General features: G+C 68.9%; 21 protein-coding genes. 10 read left to right on the forward strand and 11 right to left on the reverse strand.

The annotated features are described in order from the left end of the window. Window positions 1-4: 4 nt before the first annotated feature. The gene (locus tag ACZ6ZD_RS21045; protein ID WP_465674548.1) at window positions 5-1180 is read right to left on the reverse strand and encodes a trans-sulfuration enzyme family protein; all 1176 of its coding nucleotides are present in this window, start codon (window positions 1178-1180) and stop codon (window positions 5-7) included. 143 nt (window positions 1181-1323) lie between these two features. On the opposite strand from ACZ6ZD_RS21045, the gene ACZ6ZD_RS21050 reads away from it, so the two are divergent. Then, window positions 1324-1767, forward strand: a complete 444-nt coding sequence (locus ACZ6ZD_RS21050; RefSeq protein WP_465674550.1) for an Lrp/AsnC family transcriptional regulator — start codon at window positions 1324-1326, stop codon at window positions 1765-1767. 80 nt (window positions 1768-1847) lie between these two features. Here the strand turns inward: ACZ6ZD_RS21050 and ACZ6ZD_RS21055 are convergent, their stop codons facing one another. Further along, entirely contained in the window at window positions 1848-2609 is a 762-nt protein-coding gene (locus ACZ6ZD_RS21055; RefSeq protein ID WP_465674552.1) for an alpha/beta fold hydrolase, read from the reverse strand. A 180-nt stretch (window positions 2610-2789) separates the two neighbouring features. Between ACZ6ZD_RS21055 and ACZ6ZD_RS21060 the strand changes: the two genes are divergently transcribed. From ACZ6ZD_RS21060 to ACZ6ZD_RS21080, 5 genes are all read left to right on the forward strand, one after another. Beyond that, window positions 2790-3761, forward strand: coding sequence for a LysR family transcriptional regulator (locus tag ACZ6ZD_RS21060; RefSeq protein ID WP_465674554.1), 972 nt, complete (start codon window positions 2790-2792; stop codon window positions 3759-3761). Between the two features lie 45 nt (window positions 3762-3806). After that, on the forward strand, window positions 3807-4967 hold the full coding sequence (locus ACZ6ZD_RS21065) for an NAD-dependent formate dehydrogenase (RefSeq protein WP_465674556.1): 1161 nt from the start codon (window positions 3807-3809) through the stop codon (window positions 4965-4967). A gap of 103 nt (window positions 4968-5070) precedes the next feature. Beyond that, a complete protein-coding gene (locus ACZ6ZD_RS21070) occupies window positions 5071-5232 on the forward strand; it encodes a hypothetical protein (protein ID WP_465674557.1) in 162 nt (53 codons plus the stop codon). A 126-nt stretch (window positions 5233-5358) separates the two neighbouring features. Next, window positions 5359-6114: a GntR family transcriptional regulator gene (locus ACZ6ZD_RS21075; RefSeq protein WP_465674559.1), complete on the forward strand. Its 756-nt coding sequence runs from the start codon at window positions 5359-5361 to the stop codon at window positions 6112-6114. Then, on the forward strand, window positions 6115-6690 hold the full coding sequence (locus tag ACZ6ZD_RS21080) for an acyltransferase (RefSeq protein WP_465674561.1): 576 nt from the start codon (window positions 6115-6117) through the stop codon (window positions 6688-6690). Window positions 6691-6743: 53 nt separating this feature from the next. On the opposite strand, the gene ACZ6ZD_RS21085 is transcribed toward ACZ6ZD_RS21080, so the two are convergent. The 5 genes from ACZ6ZD_RS21085 to ACZ6ZD_RS21105 form a co-directional block, all read right to left on the reverse strand. Then, window positions 6744-7277: a hypothetical protein gene (locus ACZ6ZD_RS21085; protein ID WP_465674563.1), complete on the reverse strand. Its 534-nt coding sequence runs from the start codon at window positions 7275-7277 to the stop codon at window positions 6744-6746. A 1-nt stretch (window position 7278) separates the two neighbouring features. Continuing rightward, window positions 7279-8778, reverse strand: a complete 1500-nt coding sequence (locus tag ACZ6ZD_RS21090; protein ID WP_465674565.1) for an Nramp family divalent metal transporter — start codon at window positions 8776-8778, stop codon at window positions 7279-7281. Window positions 8779-8839: 61 nt separating this feature from the next. Next, window positions 8840-10984: an acetate--CoA ligase family protein gene (locus ACZ6ZD_RS21095; RefSeq protein ID WP_465674567.1), complete on the reverse strand. Its 2145-nt coding sequence runs from the start codon at window positions 10982-10984 to the stop codon at window positions 8840-8842. Between the two features lie 30 nt (window positions 10985-11014). Continuing rightward, window positions 11015-12241 (reverse strand): formyl-CoA transferase, encoded by a 1227-nt coding sequence (gene frc / locus ACZ6ZD_RS21100; RefSeq protein WP_465674569.1) that lies wholly within the window; start codon window positions 12239-12241, stop codon window positions 11015-11017. A gap of 12 nt (window positions 12242-12253) precedes the next feature. After that, the gene (locus ACZ6ZD_RS21105) at window positions 12254-13963 is read right to left on the reverse strand and encodes a thiamine pyrophosphate-binding protein (protein WP_465674571.1); all 1710 of its coding nucleotides are present in this window, start codon (window positions 13961-13963) and stop codon (window positions 12254-12256) included. Between the two features lie 118 nt (window positions 13964-14081). Here ACZ6ZD_RS21105 and ACZ6ZD_RS21110 point away from each other — a divergent pair, with 118 nt between their 5' ends. Further along, entirely contained in the window at window positions 14082-14366 is a 285-nt protein-coding gene (locus tag ACZ6ZD_RS21110) for a hypothetical protein (protein WP_465674573.1), read from the forward strand. Here the strand turns inward: ACZ6ZD_RS21110 and ACZ6ZD_RS21115 are convergent. Both ACZ6ZD_RS21115 and ACZ6ZD_RS21120 read right to left on the reverse strand, forming a co-directional pair. Next, the gene (locus ACZ6ZD_RS21115) at window positions 14327-14878 is read right to left on the reverse strand and encodes a hypothetical protein (RefSeq protein WP_465674575.1); all 552 of its coding nucleotides are present in this window, start codon (window positions 14876-14878) and stop codon (window positions 14327-14329) included. The two genes, ACZ6ZD_RS21110 and ACZ6ZD_RS21115, sit on opposite strands and share 40 nt — an antisense overlap. Beyond that, entirely contained in the window at window positions 14875-16245 is a 1371-nt protein-coding gene (locus ACZ6ZD_RS21120) for an OFA family MFS transporter (protein WP_465674577.1), read from the reverse strand. Before ACZ6ZD_RS21120 ends, ACZ6ZD_RS21115 begins: the two co-directional genes overlap by 4 nt. A gap of 155 nt (window positions 16246-16400) precedes the next feature. Here ACZ6ZD_RS21120 and sucC point away from each other — a divergent pair, with 155 nt between their 5' ends. From sucC to ACZ6ZD_RS21135, 3 genes are read left to right on the forward strand one after another with little or no spacing between them, the layout of a single operon-like run. After that, a complete protein-coding gene (sucC, locus tag ACZ6ZD_RS21125; RefSeq protein WP_465674579.1) occupies window positions 16401-17552 on the forward strand; it encodes an ADP-forming succinate--CoA ligase subunit beta in 1152 nt (383 codons plus the stop codon). Between the two features lie 13 nt (window positions 17553-17565). Further along, window positions 17566-18456: a succinate--CoA ligase subunit alpha gene (gene sucD, locus ACZ6ZD_RS21130; RefSeq protein WP_465674581.1), complete on the forward strand. Its 891-nt coding sequence runs from the start codon at window positions 17566-17568 to the stop codon at window positions 18454-18456. Then, window positions 18453-19328: a 2-hydroxy-3-oxopropionate reductase gene (locus ACZ6ZD_RS21135; RefSeq protein WP_465674583.1), complete on the forward strand. Its 876-nt coding sequence runs from the start codon at window positions 18453-18455 to the stop codon at window positions 19326-19328. The genes sucD and ACZ6ZD_RS21135 overlap by 4 nt, the downstream gene beginning before the upstream one ends. An 80-nt stretch (window positions 19329-19408) precedes the next feature. On the opposite strand, the gene ACZ6ZD_RS21140 is transcribed toward ACZ6ZD_RS21135, so the two are convergent. Both ACZ6ZD_RS21140 and ACZ6ZD_RS21145 read right to left on the reverse strand, forming a co-directional pair. Next, entirely contained in the window at window positions 19409-20395 is a 987-nt protein-coding gene (locus tag ACZ6ZD_RS21140; RefSeq protein WP_465674585.1) for a LacI family DNA-binding transcriptional regulator, read from the reverse strand. A 138-nt stretch (window positions 20396-20533) separates the two neighbouring features. Next, window positions 20534-21511, reverse strand: coding sequence for a 2-dehydropantoate 2-reductase (locus ACZ6ZD_RS21145; protein WP_465674587.1), 978 nt, complete (start codon window positions 21509-21511; stop codon window positions 20534-20536). Window positions 21512-21513: the final 2 nt, after the last annotated feature.

The raw sequence follows: 21513 nt of genomic DNA on the forward strand, positions 1-21513 counted from the left end.
TTCATCAAGAGGTTGCGAGTACCGCGTCGGCCGCGGCGAGAGCGTCGGCGACCAGATCGGCGGTGTCCTCGATACCGGCCGCCAGCCGGACCAGGCCGAGTGGGACGGCGTCGGCGATCTGGTCCGCACTGAGCATTCCGCGCCACATCGAGGCTGGGTGGACGGCCAGTGATTCGACTCCCCCAAGGCTCGCGGACCGCCGGGGGTAGCGCAGCTGACCGAGGAACGCGTCGGCCATGTCGAACCCGCCGGCGAACTCGATCCCGAGCACGCCGCCGAAGCCGCTCATCTGGGCAGCCGCCAGCTTGTGCTGCAGGTGCGTCTCCAAACCGGGGTAATGCACCCGCGCCACCGCTGGATGCTGAGCCAGTGCTTCGGCCAGCGCGAAGCCGTTGGCGTTGTGGCGCGGGATCCGGAGCGGGAGTGTGCGCAGGCCGCGCAGCAACAGCCAGGCGTCGATCGGGCCGAGCGTCGCGCCGGTCAGCAGGCCGGTGTCCCAGACGCGATCGAGAACGGCGGCCGGTCCGGCTACGACACCGGCCGATACGTCGGAGTGCCCGTTGAGGTACTTCGTGGCGCTGTGCCACACCACATCGATCCCGAACTCGGTCGGGCGCTGGTTCAACGGCGTCGCGAAGGTGTTGTCCGCGACCGTCAGCACGTCGTGCGCTCGGGCAAGCTCCGCGACCGCACGCAGGTCGGTGACCTGCAGGAGCGGATTGCTCGGCGTCTCCACCAGGATCAGCCGCGTCTTCGACGTCAGTGCTCGCGTGAACGCGTCCGGATCGGTCTGGTCGACGACGGTGGTCATGACGCCGAAGCGCGGCAGCAGATTGAGCAGCACCGACGCGGTGCCACCATAGGTGGACTTCTGCCCGATGACGTGGTCACCGGCCGAGACCAACGCCAGGACCGTCGTGGTCAGCGCAGCCATGCCGGACGCCGTGACCATCGCAGCCTCGGTCTTCTCGAGCTCGGCGACGACCGCGGCGACCTGCGCATGGTTCGGGTTGCCGAACCGGGTGTAGAAATCCTTACCCCGCGGCTCGACGGCCGCTCGAGCGAACGCGTCCCCGTCCTCGGCCGCGAACGCCGCCGTCTGATAGATCGGCGCCGCGATCGCGCGACTGGGATGAATGTCGCGATCCGCGTGAACTGTGGTCGTGCTGGCTCCGGTCATTACTGCCCTCCGTTCGGCCTCCGGGCCAGCCTGTCCCCCGCGGACCGAGATGGCGGCCTGATGCGCAATATTTGGCAGCACATTGCGCACCAGACCCCAGATTCATTGTGGTAAAGCGTCATCCAGCGCAATATTCTGCTTCTATGGATGATGTGGACCGGGCGATTCTGGCTGTCCTCGAGCACGACGGCCGGATCAGCAACAACGACCTGGCGGCACGGGTCGGCCTGTCCCCGTCCCCCTGCCTGCGCCGCGTACGCCACCTCGAGGAAACAGGCGTCATCCGCGGCTACCGTGCACTCATCGACCCAGCCGCCGTCGGGCGCAGCCTGCGGGTCCTTGCGGGCGTTCGCTTGATGCGGCACGCCCGCACTGACGTCGTCGCCTTCGAACGAGGCATCACCCAACTCACCGAAGTGGTCGCCTGCCACCACGTCACTGGCAACTTCGACTACCTGCTCCAGGTCGAGGTCGCCGATCTGCCGGCTTACGAACACTTCCATGCCAACCTGCTCGCCGCACTGCCCGGCGTCGCCACCGTGACCAGCTACGTCACCATGAAGACCCTGACGCCCGACACCGCCTGACCAGGCAGGTCAGATCAGGATCGAACTGGTACTGAAACCCGCCGTACATCGTGTCCCGATGGCGCGTGGCGGGCTGAGCGTCAGGCTGCCCAGTCCGTCAGCGCGCGCAGGAGCGTCTCCGGCGGGATCGTGTGGAAGGGGCCGTCGTGCCCTTCGACGGTTGCGTGCGGAAGCGCTGTTGCGATCTGCCGGGTCGCCTCTTGGAGCCACTCCGGGCTGCCGTTGCTGTAGAGGGCCAATGTTGGCGTCTCGATCGACTTCAGGAGGTCGGTCGGCAGTGAGCTGTCGCCCATCTGCAGGGTGTCGTAGACCAGTGTCGGGGCAATGGCCTCGAGCCCGGGCCACATCGGTGACTGCCGGAGTTGGTCCACCGCCTCCTGTGGCTGCCCGACGGCCTCCACCATGAAGAGCTCGGCGACCCGGCCCGGCTCCCCCGCGGCGACGAACTCCTGCAGCCGTTCGAGGTACCGCTCCGGCGCGGGTGGTGCGCCCTCGACCCGGAACGGCGGCTCCACCACCGCGACCCGCTCGAACGCCACCCCCGACTGCAGCAACACCATCACGCCGGACGAGAACGCACAGGCGAACCGGGCCCCGGTCGCCGCCCGAACCGCCTCCAGGTCCTCCCACTCGCGCTCGATCGAGTACGTCGTGCTGTCACCCGAATCACCCCGGCCGCGCCGGTCGTAGTTCACCACCGTGAACGCGCGCGACAGGACGTCGGCGTACTCCGTGAAGTACGACCGCGCCGTGAACGCACCTGCGATCAGCACCAGCCCCGGCCCGCTGCCGCTGACGTCGTACGCGATCTCCGTGCCGTCCTTGGACGTGACCTTCTCCATCTCCAGACCCTTCTGCCGAACGAACCTGCTTCCTGCCAACGCGTCGAACGGCGACCCGGCACAGCGACCACCTCAGGATGTGACGTGGGTCACAATCCGGCGAGCCCTACCGATAGCTCAGGCCGATCACTACAGTTGGATTATGTATACAGACGACTGGTATCCCGTAGGCGGACCCCGATGCTGCTGAGGCAGCTGGAGTACCTGGTGGCGCTGGCCCGGGAGAAGCATTTCGCGCGGGCCGCGGGAGCTTGTTACGTCTCGCAACCGTCGTTGTCGGCCGCGATCCGCAAGCTCGAGCAGGAGCTCGACGTACCGATCGTCCGGCGCGGACGGCGCTTCGAGGGGCTGACCCCCGAGGGTGAGCGGGTGCTGTTGTGGGCGCAGCGGATTCTTGCAGAGCAGGACGCGCTGCGGCACGAGCTGTCGGTGCTGCGCGGCGGCCTGACCGGGACGCTGCGGCTCGGTGCGATCCCAACCGCGATGCCGGTCATCTCGCTACTCACGACGCCGTTCTGCGAGCGGCACGCCAACGCGCGAGTGACGATCGAGTCGCTGTCGTCGCGAGACATCACGCACAAGCTGGCCGAGTTCGACTTGGACGTCGCGATGACGTACCTGGACGACGACACGCTCGGGCAGGTGCGCAAGACGCCGCTGTACGAGGAACGCTACCTACTCCTCACCCCACAACACTCGCCGCTCGCCGGGTTGCCGATGGCAACGTGGGCGCAAGTCTCCGAGCTGCCGCTGTGCCTGCTGTCACCGGATATGCGCAACCGCCGAATCATGAACAGCTACTTCACTGACGACGGCGTCACGGCGCATCCGGCGATCGAGAGCGACACCGTCTCCGGGCTCTACAGCCACCTGCACGGCAACCACTGGTCGACCGTGATCTCCCATGCCTGGTTGCACATGTTCGGCGTCCCGGACGGGATGCGCGTCGTCCCGCTGAAGGGCCCGGACCACGGCCCGCGCGTCGGCCTGGTGATCGCCGCGCGGAGCCCGGAGCCGGTGCTCGCGCGGGCGCTGCTGGACGTCGCGCGGCAGGCCGGCGTCCACAAAGCCCTCGACGATCTGCTCGACGTGCATTTGATGGGCGCCGGCTATCACGCGATACAGAGCAAGTCTTTGACCGTCGGCACCTGACGGCGGGACCGTGGAATCCCCAAGTAAACAAGGAGATTCCACATCATGGCGAAGATCCTCTGCGTCCTGTACGACGACCCGACCGACGGCTACCCGACGGCGTACGCGCGCGACGACGTCCCGGCCATCACGAGCTATCCCGGCGGCCAGACCGCGCCGACGCCGAAAGCGATCGACTTCACCCCGGGTGAGCTGCTCGGCAGCGTCTCGGGTGAGCTCGGCCTGCGCAGCTTCCTGGAGAGCCAGGGCCACACTCTTGTCGTGACGTCGGACAAGGAGGGCGACGGCTCGGTGCTCGATCGCGAGCTGCCCGACACCGATGTGGTGATCTCGCAACCGTTCTGGCCGGCCTATCTGACCGCGGAGCGGATCGCGAAGGCGCCGAACCTCAAGCTCGCCATCACCGCCGGCATCGGCTCCGACCACGTCGACCTGGACGCCGCCGTCCGGCACGGCGTGACCGTCGCCGAGGTCACCTTCAGCAACAGCATCAGCGTGGCCGAGCACGTCGTGATGATGATTCTCGGCCTGGTCCGCAACTACATCCCGTCGTACCAGGTCGTCGTCGACGGCGGCTGGAACATCGCGGACTGCGTCGCCCGCTCCTACGACCTGGAGGGAATGCACGTCGGCACGGTCGCGGCCGGGCGGATCGGTACGGCGGTGCTGCGCCGGCTGGCGCCGTTCGACGTGAACCTGCACTACACCGACCGGCACCGGCTGCCCGAGTCGGTCGAGCGCGAGCTCAACCTGACCTTCCACCCCAGCGCGGCCGAGATGGTCCCGCACTGCGACGTCGTCACGATCAACGCTCCCCTGCACCCGGAGACCGAAGGGCTCTTCGGCCCGAAGCTGCTGGCGACGATGAAGCGCGGCGCCTACCTGATCAACACCGCCCGGGCGAAGATCGCGGACCGGGACGCCGTCGTCCAGGCACTCGAGAGCGGTCAGCTGGCCGGGTACGCCGGTGACGTCTGGTACCCGCAGCCCGCACCCGCCGACCACCCCTGGCGGACCATGCCGCACCACGGCATGACACCGCACATCTCCGGCTCCTCGCTGTCCGCCCAGGCCCGGTACGCCGCGGGCACCCGGGAGATTCTCGAGTCGTGGTTCGCGGGGACGCCGATCCGCGACGAGTACCTGATCGTCGACGGTGGGCGACTGGCGGGTACCGGAGCGCATTCGTATTCGACGCGCATGTAAGCAGCATCACGTGAGACGCGGGCATAACCGGCCGGTACGCCTGGTTGAATGTATACAGAAGCCAGAATTCAAAAAAGCTCCCCCGGGAGCAGGAAGGAAAGCAATGATTTTCACCCGTAGGTTCGGTGCTCTGGCGGCGCGCCCGCAGTTCCCGGATGCCCCGGAGCTGCAGCATGAGCTGAACACCCCCGTGGACCTGGACGCCGAGCTCGCCCAACTGACCGAGACGGACGAGAAGCGGCACGCCGGCGAGTCGGCCGCGTAAGCGACCGGCCCGACCGGCCCGAGGCTGCGAAGAAACACTATGTACGGTCATGGCACTTGGTAGACTGTCTACCAAGTGCCATGCTGTTGCTCCAGAGGTGTCACAGCGAGAACCGGGAAGGACCTCATGACCACGATCAGCGCAGGCCAAGGGGCGGGGACCGAACCGGCCGGAGTGCGGCACGTGAAGCGGCCGCAGCCATTGCGTGAGTCGGTCTACGAGGCGCTCACCGAGATGATCATCGACGGCACGCTGGAGCGCGGCCGGCATCTCGTCGAGGTGGAGCTGGCCGGCATGCTCGGCGTCTCCCGGCAGCCCGTCCGCGAGGCCCTGCAGCGGCTGAACAACGAAGGCTGGGTGGATCTGCGGCCCGGCTTCGGCGCGATGGTGCATGTGCCCGCCGAGGACGAGGTCGACCAGCTGCTCGCGGCCCGCGCGGCCCTGGAGTCGGAGTCCGCCCGCCTGGCGGCGCGGCATGCGACCAAGGAGGACCTGGCCAAGCTCAAGGAGCTGTGCAAGGTCGGGACGGCGTTCCACGAGTCCGGTGACACCGACGGCGCCGTCCGGACGAACGGCGAGCTGCACAGCTTCATCACGCAGATGTCGGGGAACCGCTTCCTGATGGACTTCGCGGCCCAGGTCGACCGTCGCGTCCGCTGGTACTACACGCCGCTGGCGCCCGTCCGCGGCGCGGCCTCGTGGCGTGAGCACAGCCGGCTCGTCAAGGCGATCTCCGAGGGCGACGAGGACAAGTCGGCGCAGATCATGCGTGAGCACACCGAGCACACCCGCAAGGCGTACCACGACCTGCGCGCCGAGCAAGGGCCGACCGAGACCGCGGCCGAGCCGGAGGGTCCGCGCCGCCGACGCCGTACGCCGTAGGTGAAGCTCAAGCTCTGGGTGCAGAAGTGGCGCTGGTACGAGCGCAACTCGCTGCCCTGGAACCGCGCGCGGATCCACTGGGAGCTGATGCGCCGCGAAGCGTTCGCCCGCTGGCCGCTGCAGGGCAACGTCCTGGAGGCGCTGCGGGACGGCCGGCTCGAGATCGGCGCCCACGCGCACCTCGAGCCCAATGTCTGGATCACCGTCGGCGACGACGCCAAGATCCGGATCGGCGAGGGCACCTACCTGAACATCGCCGTCATGGTCGCCGCCCTCGACGAGGTCGAGATCGGCGCGCACTGCATGCTCGCCAACGGCTGTTTCGTCACCGACTCCAACCACCGCTTCGACGACCCCGACCGCCCGGTCCCCTGGCAGGGCTTCACCTCCAAGGGCCCCACCCGCCTCGGCGACAACGTCTGGCTCGGCGCCAACGTCGTCGTCACCAGCGGTGTCACGATCGGCGAGCGCTGCGTCATCGGCGCCAACAGCGTCGTCACCCACGACATCCCGCCCTTCTCCATCGCCGCCGGCGCCCCCGCCAAGGTCCTCCGCACGATCACCTACGAGAACTGACGTATGCCCGCAGACCGGGAGGGGTCTGCGGGCACACGGCAGGGGGAACGGCGTCAGGCGACGCGCTTCTTGCGGGTGCGGCCGGTGGCGGCTTTGCGGGCCTCCAGGGCGGCGGCGAGGTGGGCGTACTGCTCGACGGTACGGCGGGCGTACTCGTTGTGGGGCAGGATGCGGGGCCACCAGTGGCGGCCCAGTTGTTCGTGCATCCAGAGGAAGCCGATCGCGAAGCCCATACTGATCAGGGCCCGGAAGGCGAGGAACTTCCAGGGCTCCGGCGGGAGGCCGGGGCTGCCCGCGATCGCCCACTCGGTGACGATCGCGTGCGCCATCAGGGCGAGTGGGAACGCGATCACCCAGTAGACCGCCGCCGGCGCGAACACTCCGGCGGGGACTTTGCCGAAGGCCATCAGGACGGCGTACCCGGCGCCGAACAGCATCAGCGGGACGCCGAGACCGAAGCCGGTCACGACCGCCGTGCCGAGCGGCTGCCCGGCGATCGAGCCGAGGATGCCGGCGACCACCCCGGCCGCGACGCCCACCGTCGCGGCCGGAGCGCAGAACTCCGCGAGTTGCTTCAGCTCCGCCATGTCAGCCCACTGCCACGCCGAAGCGGAAGAGGCAGTAGAACAACATGCCCAGGTAGAACACCGCGCCGAAGCCGATGATCACGTTCCGCACCGGGCCGGGGCGGATCTTCTTGGGCAGCAGCTTGTTGTTCACCAGGAGCAACACGATGCAGTAGGCGCCCATCGCGAACGTCGACAAGAAGGCGAGCGTGTCCAGGATGCCGGCCGGGCCGTCGGCCGGGCCGAACAGCAGGATCAGGATGCCGAAGACGATGACACCCCACAGGAACCCGGCGTACAGCCGCGACATCGAGAACCGCTTCGCGCCGGGCACGAAGTAGTACGTCATGTCCGCCTGGCCGCGGGAGAACGAGTCGAACAGGCCGAGGGTCGCGTTCAGGCCGATCAGCGCGATGAACGCGAAGAACAGCGTGCCCAGGATCGGCGAACCGGCCGAGGCGAACGCGTCCGACATCGCCTTCAGCGCCGCTTCCCGGTCACCGCCCTCGATCAGCGAGGCGACGTTCGGGTTCGTCCGGGCCGCCGACATGGCCAGCACGGTGAACGAGATCGTCACCAGCATCGTGATTCCCCAGAAGAGCAGCAGCGCGTCGAACGTCACCCACTTGCGCCAGCCCTTCCACTTGGCCATCTCCGCCGGGTCCTCGGTGTCGAACATGAACCCGCGCGACGGCATCGACTCCGCCTCGCCGGCCGACCGCAGCCCGCGGATCTTCGGGATGTGGGCGCCCATGCCGGCGCCGGAGTCCCGCAGTTGCAGCGTGTACCACATCTGCTGCATCCCGGACGGGCCCGCGAACGCGATCGAGCCGACCACGACCGGGAACCAGGCCGCCGTCATCGCCTCCTGCGGGAGGAAACCGACCGCGAACATCCCGGAGACGGTCTTGGCCAGGTCGTCCCAGCTGCCGACGATCGCCGCGATCACCGACGTCCCGACGACCAGGAAGCCGATCAGCAGACCGAGCAGCTTCTCCAGGAAGTTGTAGATGACCGAGAGCAGACTGAACAGCACACCGACGAACACCAGAGCCACGCACGCGGTGATCTGCCAGGGTATTCCGGTCACTTCCTCGAACGCGGCGGCGCCGGCCGACAGGTGGCCGGGCCACATGTAGATCAGGATCGCCGCGACGTAGAAGAACCACATCAACGGTTTGAAGATCCGGGCGGCGCCGAAGAAGATGCTCTCCCCGGTCGCCATCGCGTACCGGGCCATCTCCAGCAGGACGAACGCCTGCAGCGTGACGCCGACCATGAACAGCCAGCGGATGTCCGGTCCGAAGACCAGCACCAGCCGCGGCCACATGTACGACTCACCCATCCCCACGCCCAGCGCGACCAGGAACACGGTCGGGCCGAGGATGTGGATGGACGGCGGCGCGTCCGGCAGTTTCCGGATCGGCATCGGTTCCAGCCGGCCGGCCTTCCAGACCTTCTCGGTCACGGCCGCCGCGGCCGGTTCTTCGGGTACTTCTGAGGTCTTGCTTGTGACGTCCAAGGCGGACTCCTTAGATCGACGCCAGGCAGCTGATGGAAACCCCCGCTGGTCTCATCCCTCCTCAGGCTCCGAGCGGTCCCGCGTTGCGGGCCCAGCGGTACTTGGCGCCGAGCACCTGGACCGGTGTCTCGGTGGTGTACGGATAGGCGACCACGCCGTGCTCGAACAGGTACTGGGCGGCCTCCTCGACCTCGACGTCACCCGACAGCGATGCGACGACGGGTTTGTCGATGCCCTGGGCCCGGTACTCCTCGACCACCTCGGCGACCAGCTTCGCGAACACCATCGGCGGTGTCACGATCGTGTGCCAGTAACCCAGGATCAGCGCATGGATCCGCTCGTCGGTCAGACCGAGCGCGATCGTGTTCCGGTACGTCGACGGCGGTTCGCCGCCGGTGATGTCGACCGGGTTGCCGGCCGCCCCGAAGGGCGGGATGAACTTGCGGAAGGCGGCGTCCAGGTCGTCAGGGATGTCCATCAGCGTCAGCCCGGCGTCCACGCAGGCGTCCGAGAGCAGGACGCCGGAGCCGCCCGCGCCGGTGATGATGACGACGTTCTCACCCTTCGGGGTCGGTAGCAGCGGGATCCCCCGGGCGTACTGGAGCATCTCGTTCAGGCCCGGGGCCCGGACGACGCCGCTCTGGCGCAGGATGTCGTCGTACACCTTGTCGTTGCCGGCCAGGGCGCCGGTGTGCGAGCTGGCGGCCCGCGCACCCAGGTCGGTGCGGCCGGCCTTCAGCACGACGACCGGCTTCTTCTTGGAGACCCGCGCCGCCGTCTCGGCGAACGCCCGGCCGTCTTTGAGATCCTCAAGGTGCATGGCGATCAGGTTGGTGTTGTCGTCGTTCTCGAAGAACGTCAGGAGGTCATCCTCGTCGATGTCGGCCTTGTTGCCTACCCCAACGATCGCGGAGACGCCCATCCGGCTCGATCGGCTGAACCCGAGGATCGCCATCCCGATTCCGCCCGACTGTGATGAGAGCGCTACCGAGCCGCGGACGTCGTACGGCGTGCAGAACGTCGCGCAGAGGCTCTCCGGCAGGTAGTAGTAGCCGTAGATGTTCGGCCCGAGGATCCGGACGTTGTGTTTGCGGGCGATCGCGACGACCTCGTCCTGGAGCTCGTGCTCACCGGTCTCGGCGAACCCGGACGGGATCAGGATCGCGCCCGCCACGCCCTTCTCACCGCACTGCTCGAGCGCCCCGCCGACGAACTTGGCCGGGACGGCGAACACCGCGACGTCCACGTCGCCCGGGACGTCCAGGATCGACGGGAAGGCCTTCAGCCCGAGGACCTCGCCGCCCTTGGGGTTGATCGGGTAGATGTCCCCGGCGTACCCGCCGTTGACCAGGTTCTTCATCACCGAGTTGCCGATCTTGCCGTCCTCGTTGGACGCCCCGATCACGGCCACCGCGCGCGGTTTCATGATCCGCGTCATCGCGGTCAGGATCTCCTCCTGGCTGTACCGCTCGACCTCCTTGCCGGCCTCGGCGTCCACGATGATCCGGAAGTCGACGGCGGTGGCGCCGGCCGGCCCGGCGAGCACCGGGTTCAGGTCCACCTCGGCGAACTCCGGGAAATCGGTGACCAGGTCGGACAGCCGCTTGACCAGGTCGCCGAGCGCGTCCTTGTCCACCGGCTTCGCGCCGCGGACACCTTCGAGCATCTCGTGCGCGTTGATCCCGTCGATCATCTCGCGCGCCTCGGCGTCGTTCAGCGGCGCGAGCCGGAAGGTGACGTCCTTCAGCACCTCGACCAGGACGCCGCCGAGACCGAAGGCGACCACCTTCCCGAAGGTCTGATCCGTCACCGCGCCGACGATCACCTCCTGGACGTCACCGCCGGTGACCAGCATCTTCTGCACCTGGACGCCGGTGATGTCCGCGTCGGCCTTGTACGCCTTGGCGTTCGCGATGATCTGCTCGTACGCCGCCCGCGCCGCCGCCTCGCTGTCGACGCCGACGATCACGCCGCCGGCGTCGGTCTTGTGCAGGATGTCCGGCGAGGAGATCTTGAGGACGACCGGGAAGCCGATCTCGGCCGCGAGACCGGCTGCTCCCTCGGCAGTCGTGGCCAGCCCCTCACCCGGCGTCGGGATGCCGTACGCGTCCGCGACCTGCTTGGCCTCGGGCGCGCTCAGCGAGGTGCGGCCGTCCGCCAGAGCCTGGTCGAGGATGGTTCGGACTGCTGCCTTGTCATAGGTCATGCCATGCACTCCAATTCGGGAGAAGTGGCGTCAGACGACGCCGGCGGCCTTGAGTTCGGAGAGCTCGGCGGTGTCGATCCCGAGCGATCCGTAGACGGCGGAGTTGTGCTCACCGAGCCCGGGTGAGGTCTCGATGTCGACGGCGGAGTCGGACAGCTTGATCGGGCAGCCGACGGTCTTGAACGACCCGCGCTGCGGGTGCTCGACCTCGACGACCGCGCCGAGCGCGGCGAGCGTCTCGTCCTCGATCAGCTCGCGGGTGGACATGATCGGCCCGCACGGCACGTTCAGCGCGTTGAGCTTGTCCATCACCTCGAACTTGGTGTGCTGCTCGGTCCACTGCTCGATCAGCGCGAACATCTTGTCCAGCTTGTCCAGGCGCGCGACCGGAGTGGCCCAGTCCGGATCCTCGGCCAGCTCGGGTTTGCCGATCAGCTCCGCGATCGGGGCCCAGCCGGGCGGCTGGACGATCACGTAGATGTAGTCGTTCGGCCCGCCCGGCGCCGTCCGGACTGCCCAGCCCGGCTGACCGCCGCCGGACGCGTTCCCCGAGCGAGGCACCTCGGTGCCGAAGTTGTCGTTCGGGTACTCCTTGAGCGGGCCGTGCGCGAGCCGCTGCTGGTCGCGCAGCTTGACCCGGGTCAGGTTCAGCACGGCCTCCTGCATGGCGACCGAGACGCGCTGACCCTTACCGCTGTGGGTGCGCTGGTAGAGCGCGGCGAGGATGCCGGCGACCAGGTGGATCCCGGTCCCGGAGTCGCCGATCTGGGCGCCGGTCGCGGTCGGCGGGCCCTCCTCGAACCCCGTCGTACTCATCGCGCCGCCCATGGCCTGGGCGACCACCTCGTAGGCCTTGAAGTTCTCGTAGCGGCCCGGACCGAAGCCCTTGATCGAGGCGAAGATCAGCTCGGGGTTGAGCTCCTGCAGCCGCTCCCAGGTGAAGCCCATCCGGTCGATCGCGCCGGGCGCGAAGTTCTCCACCAGGACGTCGGAGTTCTTCACCAGGTCGGTGAAGATCTCCTTGCCGCGGTCGGACTTCATGTTCAGCGTGATGCTGCGCTTGTTGCAGTTCAGCATCGTGAAGTAGAGGCTGTCGACATCGGGGAGGTCGCGCAGCTGCTGGCGGGTGATGTCTCCGGTCGGCGCCTCGAGTTTGATCACGTCGGCGCCGAGCCAGGCGAGGAGCTGGGTGCACGAAGGTCCGGACTGGACGTGCGTCATGTCGAGGACGCGAACACCGTCGAGAGCTTTACTCATGGGCGGTCTCCCCTACTTGTACATCGTCTGGTTCATGGTTCCGGGGGCGTACGCGTCCGGGTCGACCCAGACGTTGATCAGCGACGGCAGGCCGGACTCGCGGGCGCGCTGCATGGCCGGCCTGATGTCCTTGGGGTCGCGGACCTCCTCGCCGTAACCGCCGAGGTGCCGCGCGAACTCGTCGTACTTGACGTCGCCGAGGGTGTTGCCGATCCGGCCGCGGTCGTGGCCGTACTTGGCCTCCTGGCCGTAGCGGATCTGGTTCATCGAGGAGTTGTTGCCGATCACCCCGACGAACGGGAGCTTGAAGCGGACCAGCGTCTCGAAGTCCCAGCCGGTCATCGAGAAGGCGCCGTCGCCGAACAGCGCGACGACCTCCTTGTCCGGCCGCGCGTACTTGGCCGCGAGGACGAACGGGATGCCGACGCCGAGGGTGCCGAGCGGGCCCGGGTCCATCCAGTGGCCGGGTGACTTGGGCTGGACGACGCCGCCGGAGAAGGTGACGATGTCGCCGCCGTCGCCGATGTAGATCGAGTCCTCGGTGAGGAACTCGTTGATCTCGTGCGCCAGCCGCAGCGGGTGGATCGGGTTCGCGTCGGACAGCTGGCGCGGCAGCCGCTTCTGGTACGCCGCCTCCTCCTCCGCGCGCAGCTCCTTGAACCAGGCCTTGCGGTCGGCCTTGGCGAGCCGGCCCGACGCGGCCTGGGTGACCGCGGCCAGGATCGCACCCGGGTCGCCGACCAGACCGAGGTCGACGTCCCGGTTCTTACCGACGGTCCGGTAGTCCATGTCGATCTGGACGACGGTCGCCGACTTCGGCAGCCGGCGGCCGTAGCCCATCCGGAAGTCGAACGGCGTACCGACGATCAGGATCAGGTCGGCGTTGTTGAACCCGTAGCGCCGGGACAGGTGGAAGTGGTGCGGGTCGCCGGGCGGCAGCGTGCCGCGGGCGGCGCCGTTCATGAACGCCGGGACGTCGAGCGCCCGGACGAACTCGGTGGCGGCGTCCGAGCCCCGCGACGTCCAGACCTGGCCGCCGAGCAGGACGACCGGCTTCTCGGCCCGGACCAGCAGGTCGGCCAGCGCCTCGATGGCCGCCGGGTCGCCGATGCTCTTGGTCGAGGCCCGGTAGTGCCCGGACTCCGGGATCGTCGCGGACTCCACCGGGACCGAGTTGTCCAGGATGTCGCGCGGGATCTCCAGGAACGACGGGCCGAGCGCGCCGTTGAAGGACTCGCGGAACGCCATCGAGACCATGTCGGCGGCCCGCGCGGTGTGCGGCACGGTCGCGGCGAACTTGGTGATCGGCGTCATCATGTCGACGTGCGGCAGGTCCTGCAGGGACCCCATCTTGTGCTGGTTCAGCGCGCCCTGGCCGCCGATCAGCAGCATCGGGCTCTCGGCCCGGAACGCGTTCGCGACGCCGGTGACGGCGTTGGTGGTACCGGGGCCGGCGGTGACGACCGCGCAGCCGGGCTTACCGGTGATCCGCGCGTAGCCGTCGGCCGCGTGCGCGGCGACCTGCTCGTGCCGGACGTCGACCACCGCGATGCCCTCGTCGACGCAACCGTCGTAGATGTCGATGATGTGCCCACCGCAGAGGGTGAAGATCACCTCGACTCCCTCGGCCTTCAGGGCCTTGGCGACCAGGTGACCGCCCGAGATGGTCTCCGGCTCCTTCACCTCTGCGACGGGTTGGGTCTCCGACACTGTCTGCGCCATCTGCAGTCATCTCCTCGGAAGGGCCGGGGTGCGGCTTTACTTGAATGTAGATTGCATACCGTATGTGGTAGTCGTAGTCTTAACCCAGGCCACGGTGGTTGTCCAGAGGGAGGCTTCAATGACCATCCACGAAGAGCTGCAACGGACCCGGACCGCCCTGCTGGCCCTCGAGAAATCCCTTGTCTCGTTGCGGAATCACCTCGGCCCGCATCTCGACGTCCTGCGACTGCAGGACGATCTCGAGCGCTGCACGACGGATCTGCGGCGCCTGGAGGAGCAGGTCCGGCTCCCCCGCCGCGGCGAGCTGATGGTGATCCCCGAGGACGACCGCGACCACGGCCTGTGGGGCGTCGGAGACGTCGATCACGAGGGCGTCGGAGCCCCGGGCCGCAGGGCGCCGTGAGCCGAAAGGCACTGTTTCAGCAGGTTTCTGAGTTTTCGGTCGCGGTCACCGTTCGCATGGCGGGCGGTGACCGCGACTGCTTCCGCGACCTGTTCGGTCGCGACGAACGTGCGATAGAAGGGCTCGCTCCAGCCGAACCGGTCGAGGAGCGGCAGCCACCAGCGTGCCGCTCCCTGGCCGGTCAGCAGATGGAGCGCGGTCTCGTGCGCTCGATGCATCCGGGCGCTCTCGTCACTCGTCAGCTCGCCGGTGGTCAGCGCGGTGGAGACGCAGAGCGCCACCATCCGCGCCGACACATCCAGCCCCGGCCGGGCAGTGTTGATGAACTTCGGCGCCAGCGGGACGAGCGCCCGGCGTCCGGCCGAGCTGGAGTGGTCGTGAACGGCCCGGGCCGCCGCGCTCAGGGTCGGATGCACGCAAGTCGGCCGATCCGTCCACGGCTCCCGGGCCAGCTTCGACACCAGCTCCATCACACAGGGGTCGGGCCGCCGGACGCGCCCGTACTCACTCACTCGTTCGACCCGGCAACCGGCGTACCCAACTGACGGCGGACCGACAGCGCGGGTCGCCCAGGTTGTTTCAGCAGCCGCACGCTCAAGGCCGCGAGGACGCCGAGCAACCCCGCACCCAGGAACAACGGGCGGTAGCCGACCGCGGCGATCACCGAAGCCGCCACCCCGACGCCGACCAGACCACCGACCGCCTTGGCGGAGTACAGGATCGCCTGGTTCTGGACGAGACTGTTCTCGCCGAAGAACTCGAGGACGAGATTGGCCATGATCGCGTAGAACGCGCCGCCGCCGAGGCCGGCGAACATCGCGCAGATCACGAACGCCCAGCCCGCACCCGCCTCACCGGCGACGACCAGCCCGACATGGGTGAAGCTCTCCACCATCAAGACCGCGGCCAGCACGCGTCGGCGTCCGAACCGGTCGGAGAGATTACCCGCGAACGAGCGGCCAAGACCGTTGACTGCGGCAAGCAATCCGGCGGCGAAGCCGGCCACGACCACGCCGAGCCCGGTCGAGACCGCATAGCTGACCACGAACGCGATCCCGAACAGCGAGAGCGCCGCGCTGATCGCGAGCATCATCCACATCAGCGGGAGTGCGCCGGTCCGCATCGCCTCGGCCGGTCGGTAGTGCCGAACGGCGGGCGCGTTGTGCGGGATGCTCCGGTTGAGCTTGCGGTCGACCGCCCAAACCTGGGCATCCAGGTCCGCGGGCCACCAATGCCGAGGCGGATCCTTCAGCAACCCGCCGCCGACCGCGGTCACCAGGACGGCGACGATCGCAGCCAGATCGAAGACGAGCCGCCGGCTCCCCGGCGAATCCGCGAGCGTCAGCAACGCGATACTCGGGACGGCGCCGATCGCGAAACCGCCGGTGACGAAACCGATCGTCCCCGTCCGGCGATCCGGGAACCAACGGGCCGCGGTGGTGATGCACGCGGCGTACACAACACCGGCGCCGGTGCCGCCCACCAGCGCATAGCCGAGGACGACGACGACATAGCTGTCCGCGTGTGCGAGCGTCGCGAGGCCGATCGCCGAGAGGACGCCGCCGAGGACGACGAGCTGGGTCGGCGTGGCTCGGCGTACGCGCTGGAGCCAGCCGGCCGGGACCGCGACCAGAGCCTGGCAGGCGACGAAGATCGCCAGCAGCCACAGGGTTTGCACTGGACCCCAGCCGCGATCCGACTGCAGGCCAAGGGCGGCCGTGCCGAACGAGTACTGCAACGGGCTGATCGCGATCATGCAGGCCCAGGCCGCCCACAGCTGCCAGCGCCGCGAGTGACCGGTGAGGTCCTGAGCCTCCTCGCCGATCCGGTAGCGCCGGCCGTAGACATCACGTACATCCCGGGGCGTCACGTGATTCATATCGCCTCCCATGGCTACTGCATACCGTATGAGATCTGTGGTACTCCTCTCCGCCGCCGGTTGTCCAGAGCTGGCGTGTTGCGACTGGCTCTTGTGACCAGATTGCATACCGCATACAGTCGCCATGCGACCGTAGACGATCGGAGGACTCCCCCGTGGACCTGATGGAGTACCAAGCCAAAGAGCTGTTCGCCCGGCACGGCGTACCGGTGACGCTCGGCCGGGTGATCGAGGATCCGGCCGACGCGGCCGCGGCCGCCGCCGAGCTGGGCGGGCGCGTGGTGGTGAAAGCGCAGGTGAAGACCGGCGGCCGCGGCAAGGCCGGCGGCGTCAAGCTGGCCGCGTCCCCCGAGGAGGCGACCGCCAGGGCCGGCGAGATCCTCGGGATGGACATCAAGGGGCACACCGTCCACCGGGTGCTGCTCGCACCGGCGGCGGCGATCGCCGAGGAGTACTACTTCTCGTTCCTGGTCGACCGGACCAACCGCGAGTACCTGTGCATCGCGAGTACCGAGGGCGGCGTCGAGATCGAAGAGGTCGCGCACACCAACCCGGACGCGATCGCGAAGATCGCCATCGATCCGGCGGTCGGCGTCGACGACGCGAAGGCGGCCGAGATCGTGGCCGCGGCCGGGTTCCCGGCCAGTGCGGAGGACGTCGTCCGCAAGCTGTGGGACGTGTTCGTCGCCGAAGACGCGACGCTGGTCGAGGTGAACCCGCTGGTGAAGCTGGCCGACGGATCACTGGAGGCGCTGGACGGGAAGGTGACGCTCGACGACAGCGCGGCCTACCGGCACGCCGATCACGCGTCCTTCGAGGACCGCGCGTCCGCGGACCCGCTGGAGGCGGCGGCGCACGACAAGGGCCTCAACTACGTGAAGCTCGACGGCCAGGTCGGCATCATCGGGAACGGCGCCGGGCTGGTGATGTCGACGCTGGACGTCGTCGCCTACGCCGGTGAGCAGTACGGCGTGAAGCCGGCGAACTTCCTCGACATCGGCGGCGGCGCCTCGGCCGAGGTGATGGCCAACGGGCTCGGGATCATTCTCGGCGACTCGCAGGTACGCAGTGTTTTCGTCAACGTCTTCGGCGGGATCACCGCCTGCGACGCCGTCTCGAACGGGATCGTCCAGGCGCTCGCGCTACTCGGCAAGCAGGCCGACAAACCGCTCGTCGTCCGGCTCGACGGGAACAACGTCGCCGAAGGTCGCCGGATCCTCAGCGACGCCAATCATCCGCTGGTCACCGTGGTCGACACGATGGACGGCGCCGCCGCGCGCGCCGCCGAGCTGGCCGCTCAGAACTGAAGGGATCGAACAGATGGCGATCTTCCTGACCGAGAAGAGCCGGGTCGTCGTACAGGGGATGACCGGCGCCGAGGGACAGAAGCACACCAGCCGGATGCTTGCCGCCGGCACCGATATCGTCGGCGGCGTCACGCCGGGCAAGGGCGGCCAGTCGGTCGACTTCGCGAAGCGCTCGATCCCGGTCTACGGATCCTGCGCGGACGCCGTGGCGGCGACGGGGGCCGACGTGTCGGTGGTGTTCGTCCCGCCGAAGTTCACCAAGGGCGCGGTGATCGAGGCGGTGGACGCCGGGATCCCGCTGGTGGTGGTGATCACCGAGGGCGTACCGGTCCACGACACGGCCGCGTTCTTCGCGCACGCCGAGGCCGCGGGCGTCCGGGTGATCGGGCCGAACTGCCCGGGCATCATCAGCCCCGGCCAGGCGAACGCCGGCATCATCCCGGCCGACATCGCCGGGCCCGGCCGGATCGGGCTGGTCTCGAAGTCCGGCACGCTGACCTACCAGATGATGTACGAGCTGCGGGACTTCGGCTTCTCCACCGCGATCGGCATCGGCGGCGATCCGATCATCGGGACGACGCACATCGACGCGCTGCGCGCCTTCCAGGACGACCCGGACACCGACGCCATCGTCATGATCGGCGAGATCGGCGGCGACGCCGAAGAGCGGGCCGCGGCCTTTATCGCCGAGCATGTCACCAAGCCGGTCGTCGGTTACGTGGCCGGATTCACCGCCCCGGAGGGTAAGACGATGGGCCACGCGGGCGCGATCGTGTCCGGCTCGTCCGGGACGGCGGCCGCCAAGCAGGAGGCGCTGGAAGCAGCCGGCGTGAAGGTCGGCAAGACCCCGACCGAGACCGCCGAACTGCTCCGCGCGGTCCTGCACGCGGAGGTTGCCGTATGACCGCGATCGGATTCATCGGACTGGGGATCATGGGCTCGCACATGGCGGCGAACCTGATCGCCGCGGGGCATTCGGTGGCCGGGTACGACGTCGTCCCGGCGTCCGTGGATCGGCTGGCGCAGGCGGGTGGCAAGCCGGCGTCCGATATCGCGTCGGCTGTTGCGGGGGCCGAGGTCGTGATCACCATGCTGCCGGACTCACCGCAGGTGGTGGAGGTAGTGCTGGAGCCGGGCGGCGTGCTTTCGGCGGTGGAGCCGGGCGCGTTGCTGATCGACATGAGCTCGATCGCGCCGGAGACGTCGCGGGCCGTCGCGGCCGCGGGCGCGGAGCGCGGCGTCCGGGTGCTGGATGCGCCGGTGAGCGGTGGTGAGCAAGGGGCAATCAAGGCCTCGCTGTCGATCATGGTCGGCGGCTCGCCGGAGGACTTCGCGACAGCGCAGCCGATCTTCGACGCACTCGGCCGGACGATTGTGCACGTCGGGCCGCACGGCGCCGGTCAGACGGTGAAGGCCGCGAACCAGCTCATGGTCGCGGGCATCATCAGCCTGGTCGCCGAGGCGATCGTGCTGCTGGAGGCCTCCGACGTCGACAGCACTCGCGGTCTCGAAGTCCTCGCCGGCGGCCTGGCCGGCAACCGGATCCTCGACCTCAAGGCGACCTCGATGATCGCCCGGCAGTTCGAGCCCGGCTTCCGGATCGACCTGCACCACAAGGACATGGGCATCGCCCAGAACGCCGCCCGCTCAGCCGGCGTCGCCCTCCCCGTCACCGGCATCGTCGCCCAACTCGTCGCCGCCGCCCGGGCCCAAGGCCACGGCTCCCTCGACCACTCCGCCCTGCTCAAGGTCGTCGAAGAGCTGTCCGGTCGCTGAACCAAGCAACGGGTAGTAGTCGGCGCGGCAGCCGGCGGCCACGCTCACGGCGGGCGCGCAATCGGCCGCCGCGGCCACTACTACCCGTTCTTGTGTCCGGTGCTCGCGCGGACGATGAGCTGGGTCGGCACCGAGATCGGCGCCGACTGGGGTCCGCCGGCGGCGATGGCTTCGAGGAGCGACTCAACGGAGTGCTGCCCGAGCGCGCTGAAGGACTGGCGGATGGTGGTGAGGGGTGGCCAGAAGTGGGCCGACTCCTCCATATCGTCGAAGCCGACGACGCTGACCTCGCCGGGGACGGCGCGGCCGGCCTCGTGCAGGGCCCGGAGGACGCCGAGGGCCATCTGGTCGTTGGCCGCGAAGATGGCGGTCACCGCGGGGTCGGCGGCCAGCCGACGGCCGGCTTCGTAGCCGGACGGCGCCGTCCAATCGCCGAAGAGAACCGGCGGGACTTCGCGGCGATGGTCGAACAGTGTCTGCTCCCAGCCCCGACGCCGGTGCGCCGCCGGGTACGACGTGACCGGGCCGCCCACGTGCCAGACCGTGCGATGACCGAGGTCGAGCAGATGGCCGGTCGCCTGGCTCGCACCCTGGAACTGATCGGTGTCGACGACCGGGTAGTCGTAATGCGCGCTGGAGTCGACGACCACGACCGGCAGGCCGTGCGGGAGCTGGACGCCGGCCTCGTCGAGCAGATACGCCTCGATCAGGATGATCACGCCGTCGACGGCCTGCGCGCTGAGCCGGTTGAACGCGGCGGTGACCGCGCGCTGGTTGATGTCCAGGACGGGCATCAGGTTGACGGCGTACCCGCGCTCGGTGGCGGCGGTGGCGATCGCGTCCAGCGTCCGCGTCGTACCGAAGGTCGAGAGTTCGAAGACGATCACGCCGATCCCGTGGAACGCTCCGCTGCGCAGCGCGCGGGCGGCGCCGTTCGGGCGGTAGCCCAGCTCGCGCATCGCGGCCCGGACCCGGGCCCGCGTGGTCGCGTCGACGTTCGTCCGGTTGTTCGCGACCCGGGAGACGGTCTGGCCGGAGACGCCCGCCAGCGCGGCGACGTCCGCCATCGAAGGCCCTCGCCGTGGTCTCTCCATCCGCTCCCCCCGATCCGGCGCGTGTTGACGTGAACACTACGACCGGCTCGGGGCCATGAGAAGTGGAAACAGGTGGGTCCGACGGTCGCTGTACGCCGGACCCACCTGGGCTCAGGCGGGCGTGCCGATCTTGCTGGCGAGCAGATCCGCGACCGCGTGGACGGCGCGTAGCGTGGGCGCCGGCGTCCCGGTCAGCTCGGCCAGCTCGACGACCGCCGCGAGGATCACGTCGAGCTCGAGCGGCTTGTCCTTCTCGAGGTCCTGGAGCATCGAGGTCTTGTGCTCGCCGACCCGCTCGGCGCCGTCGATCCGCTTGTCGACCGAGATCTCCGGCCGGCAGCCGACCGCGGCCGCGATCTCCAGCGACTCCTCCATCATCAGCCGGATCATCGCCCGGGTGCCCTGATGGGTGGCGATCTCGACCATCGTCGCCCGGGCCAGCGCGCTGATCGGGTTGAACGCCGCGTTGCCGAGCAGCTTGATCCAGATGTCCTTGCGGATGTCGTCCTCGACCGGGCATTTCAGCCCGCCCGCGATCATCGCGTCGCTGAACGCCGTACACCGCGCGGACACTCCCCCGCCGGGCTCGCCGATCGAGAATCGCGTGCCCTCCAGATGCCGGACCAGGCCGGGGCCCTCCAGCTCGGTCGAGCAGTAGACGACGCAGCCGACGGCGCGGTCCAGGTCGATCACCCGGGTGACCGAGCCGTCCGGGTCGACGGACTCGATCCGGCGTCCCTCGTACGGGCCGTGGAGTTTGTGGAAGTACCACCACGGGATGCCGTTCTGCGCGGCGATCACCACCGTCTTGTCGTGCAGCAGCGGCGCCAGCAACGGGCCGGACGACGCGTAGGAGTTGGCCTTCAGACCGAGGAAGACGTAGTCGACCGGCCCGACCTCGGCCGGATCGTCCGTGGCCGGCGTCCGCGCCTCGAAGTCGCCGCGCGGGCTGAGCACCCGGACGCCGTCGCGCCGGATCGCCTCCAGGTGCGCGCCGCGCGCGATCAGGTGCACCTCCGTGCCACCCCGATGCAGCGCGGCGCCGACGTACGCGCCGATCGCTCCGGCGCCGAGAACCGCGACCTTCATCG

This window comes from Kribbella sp. NPDC104218 (genome assembly GCF_055584105.1).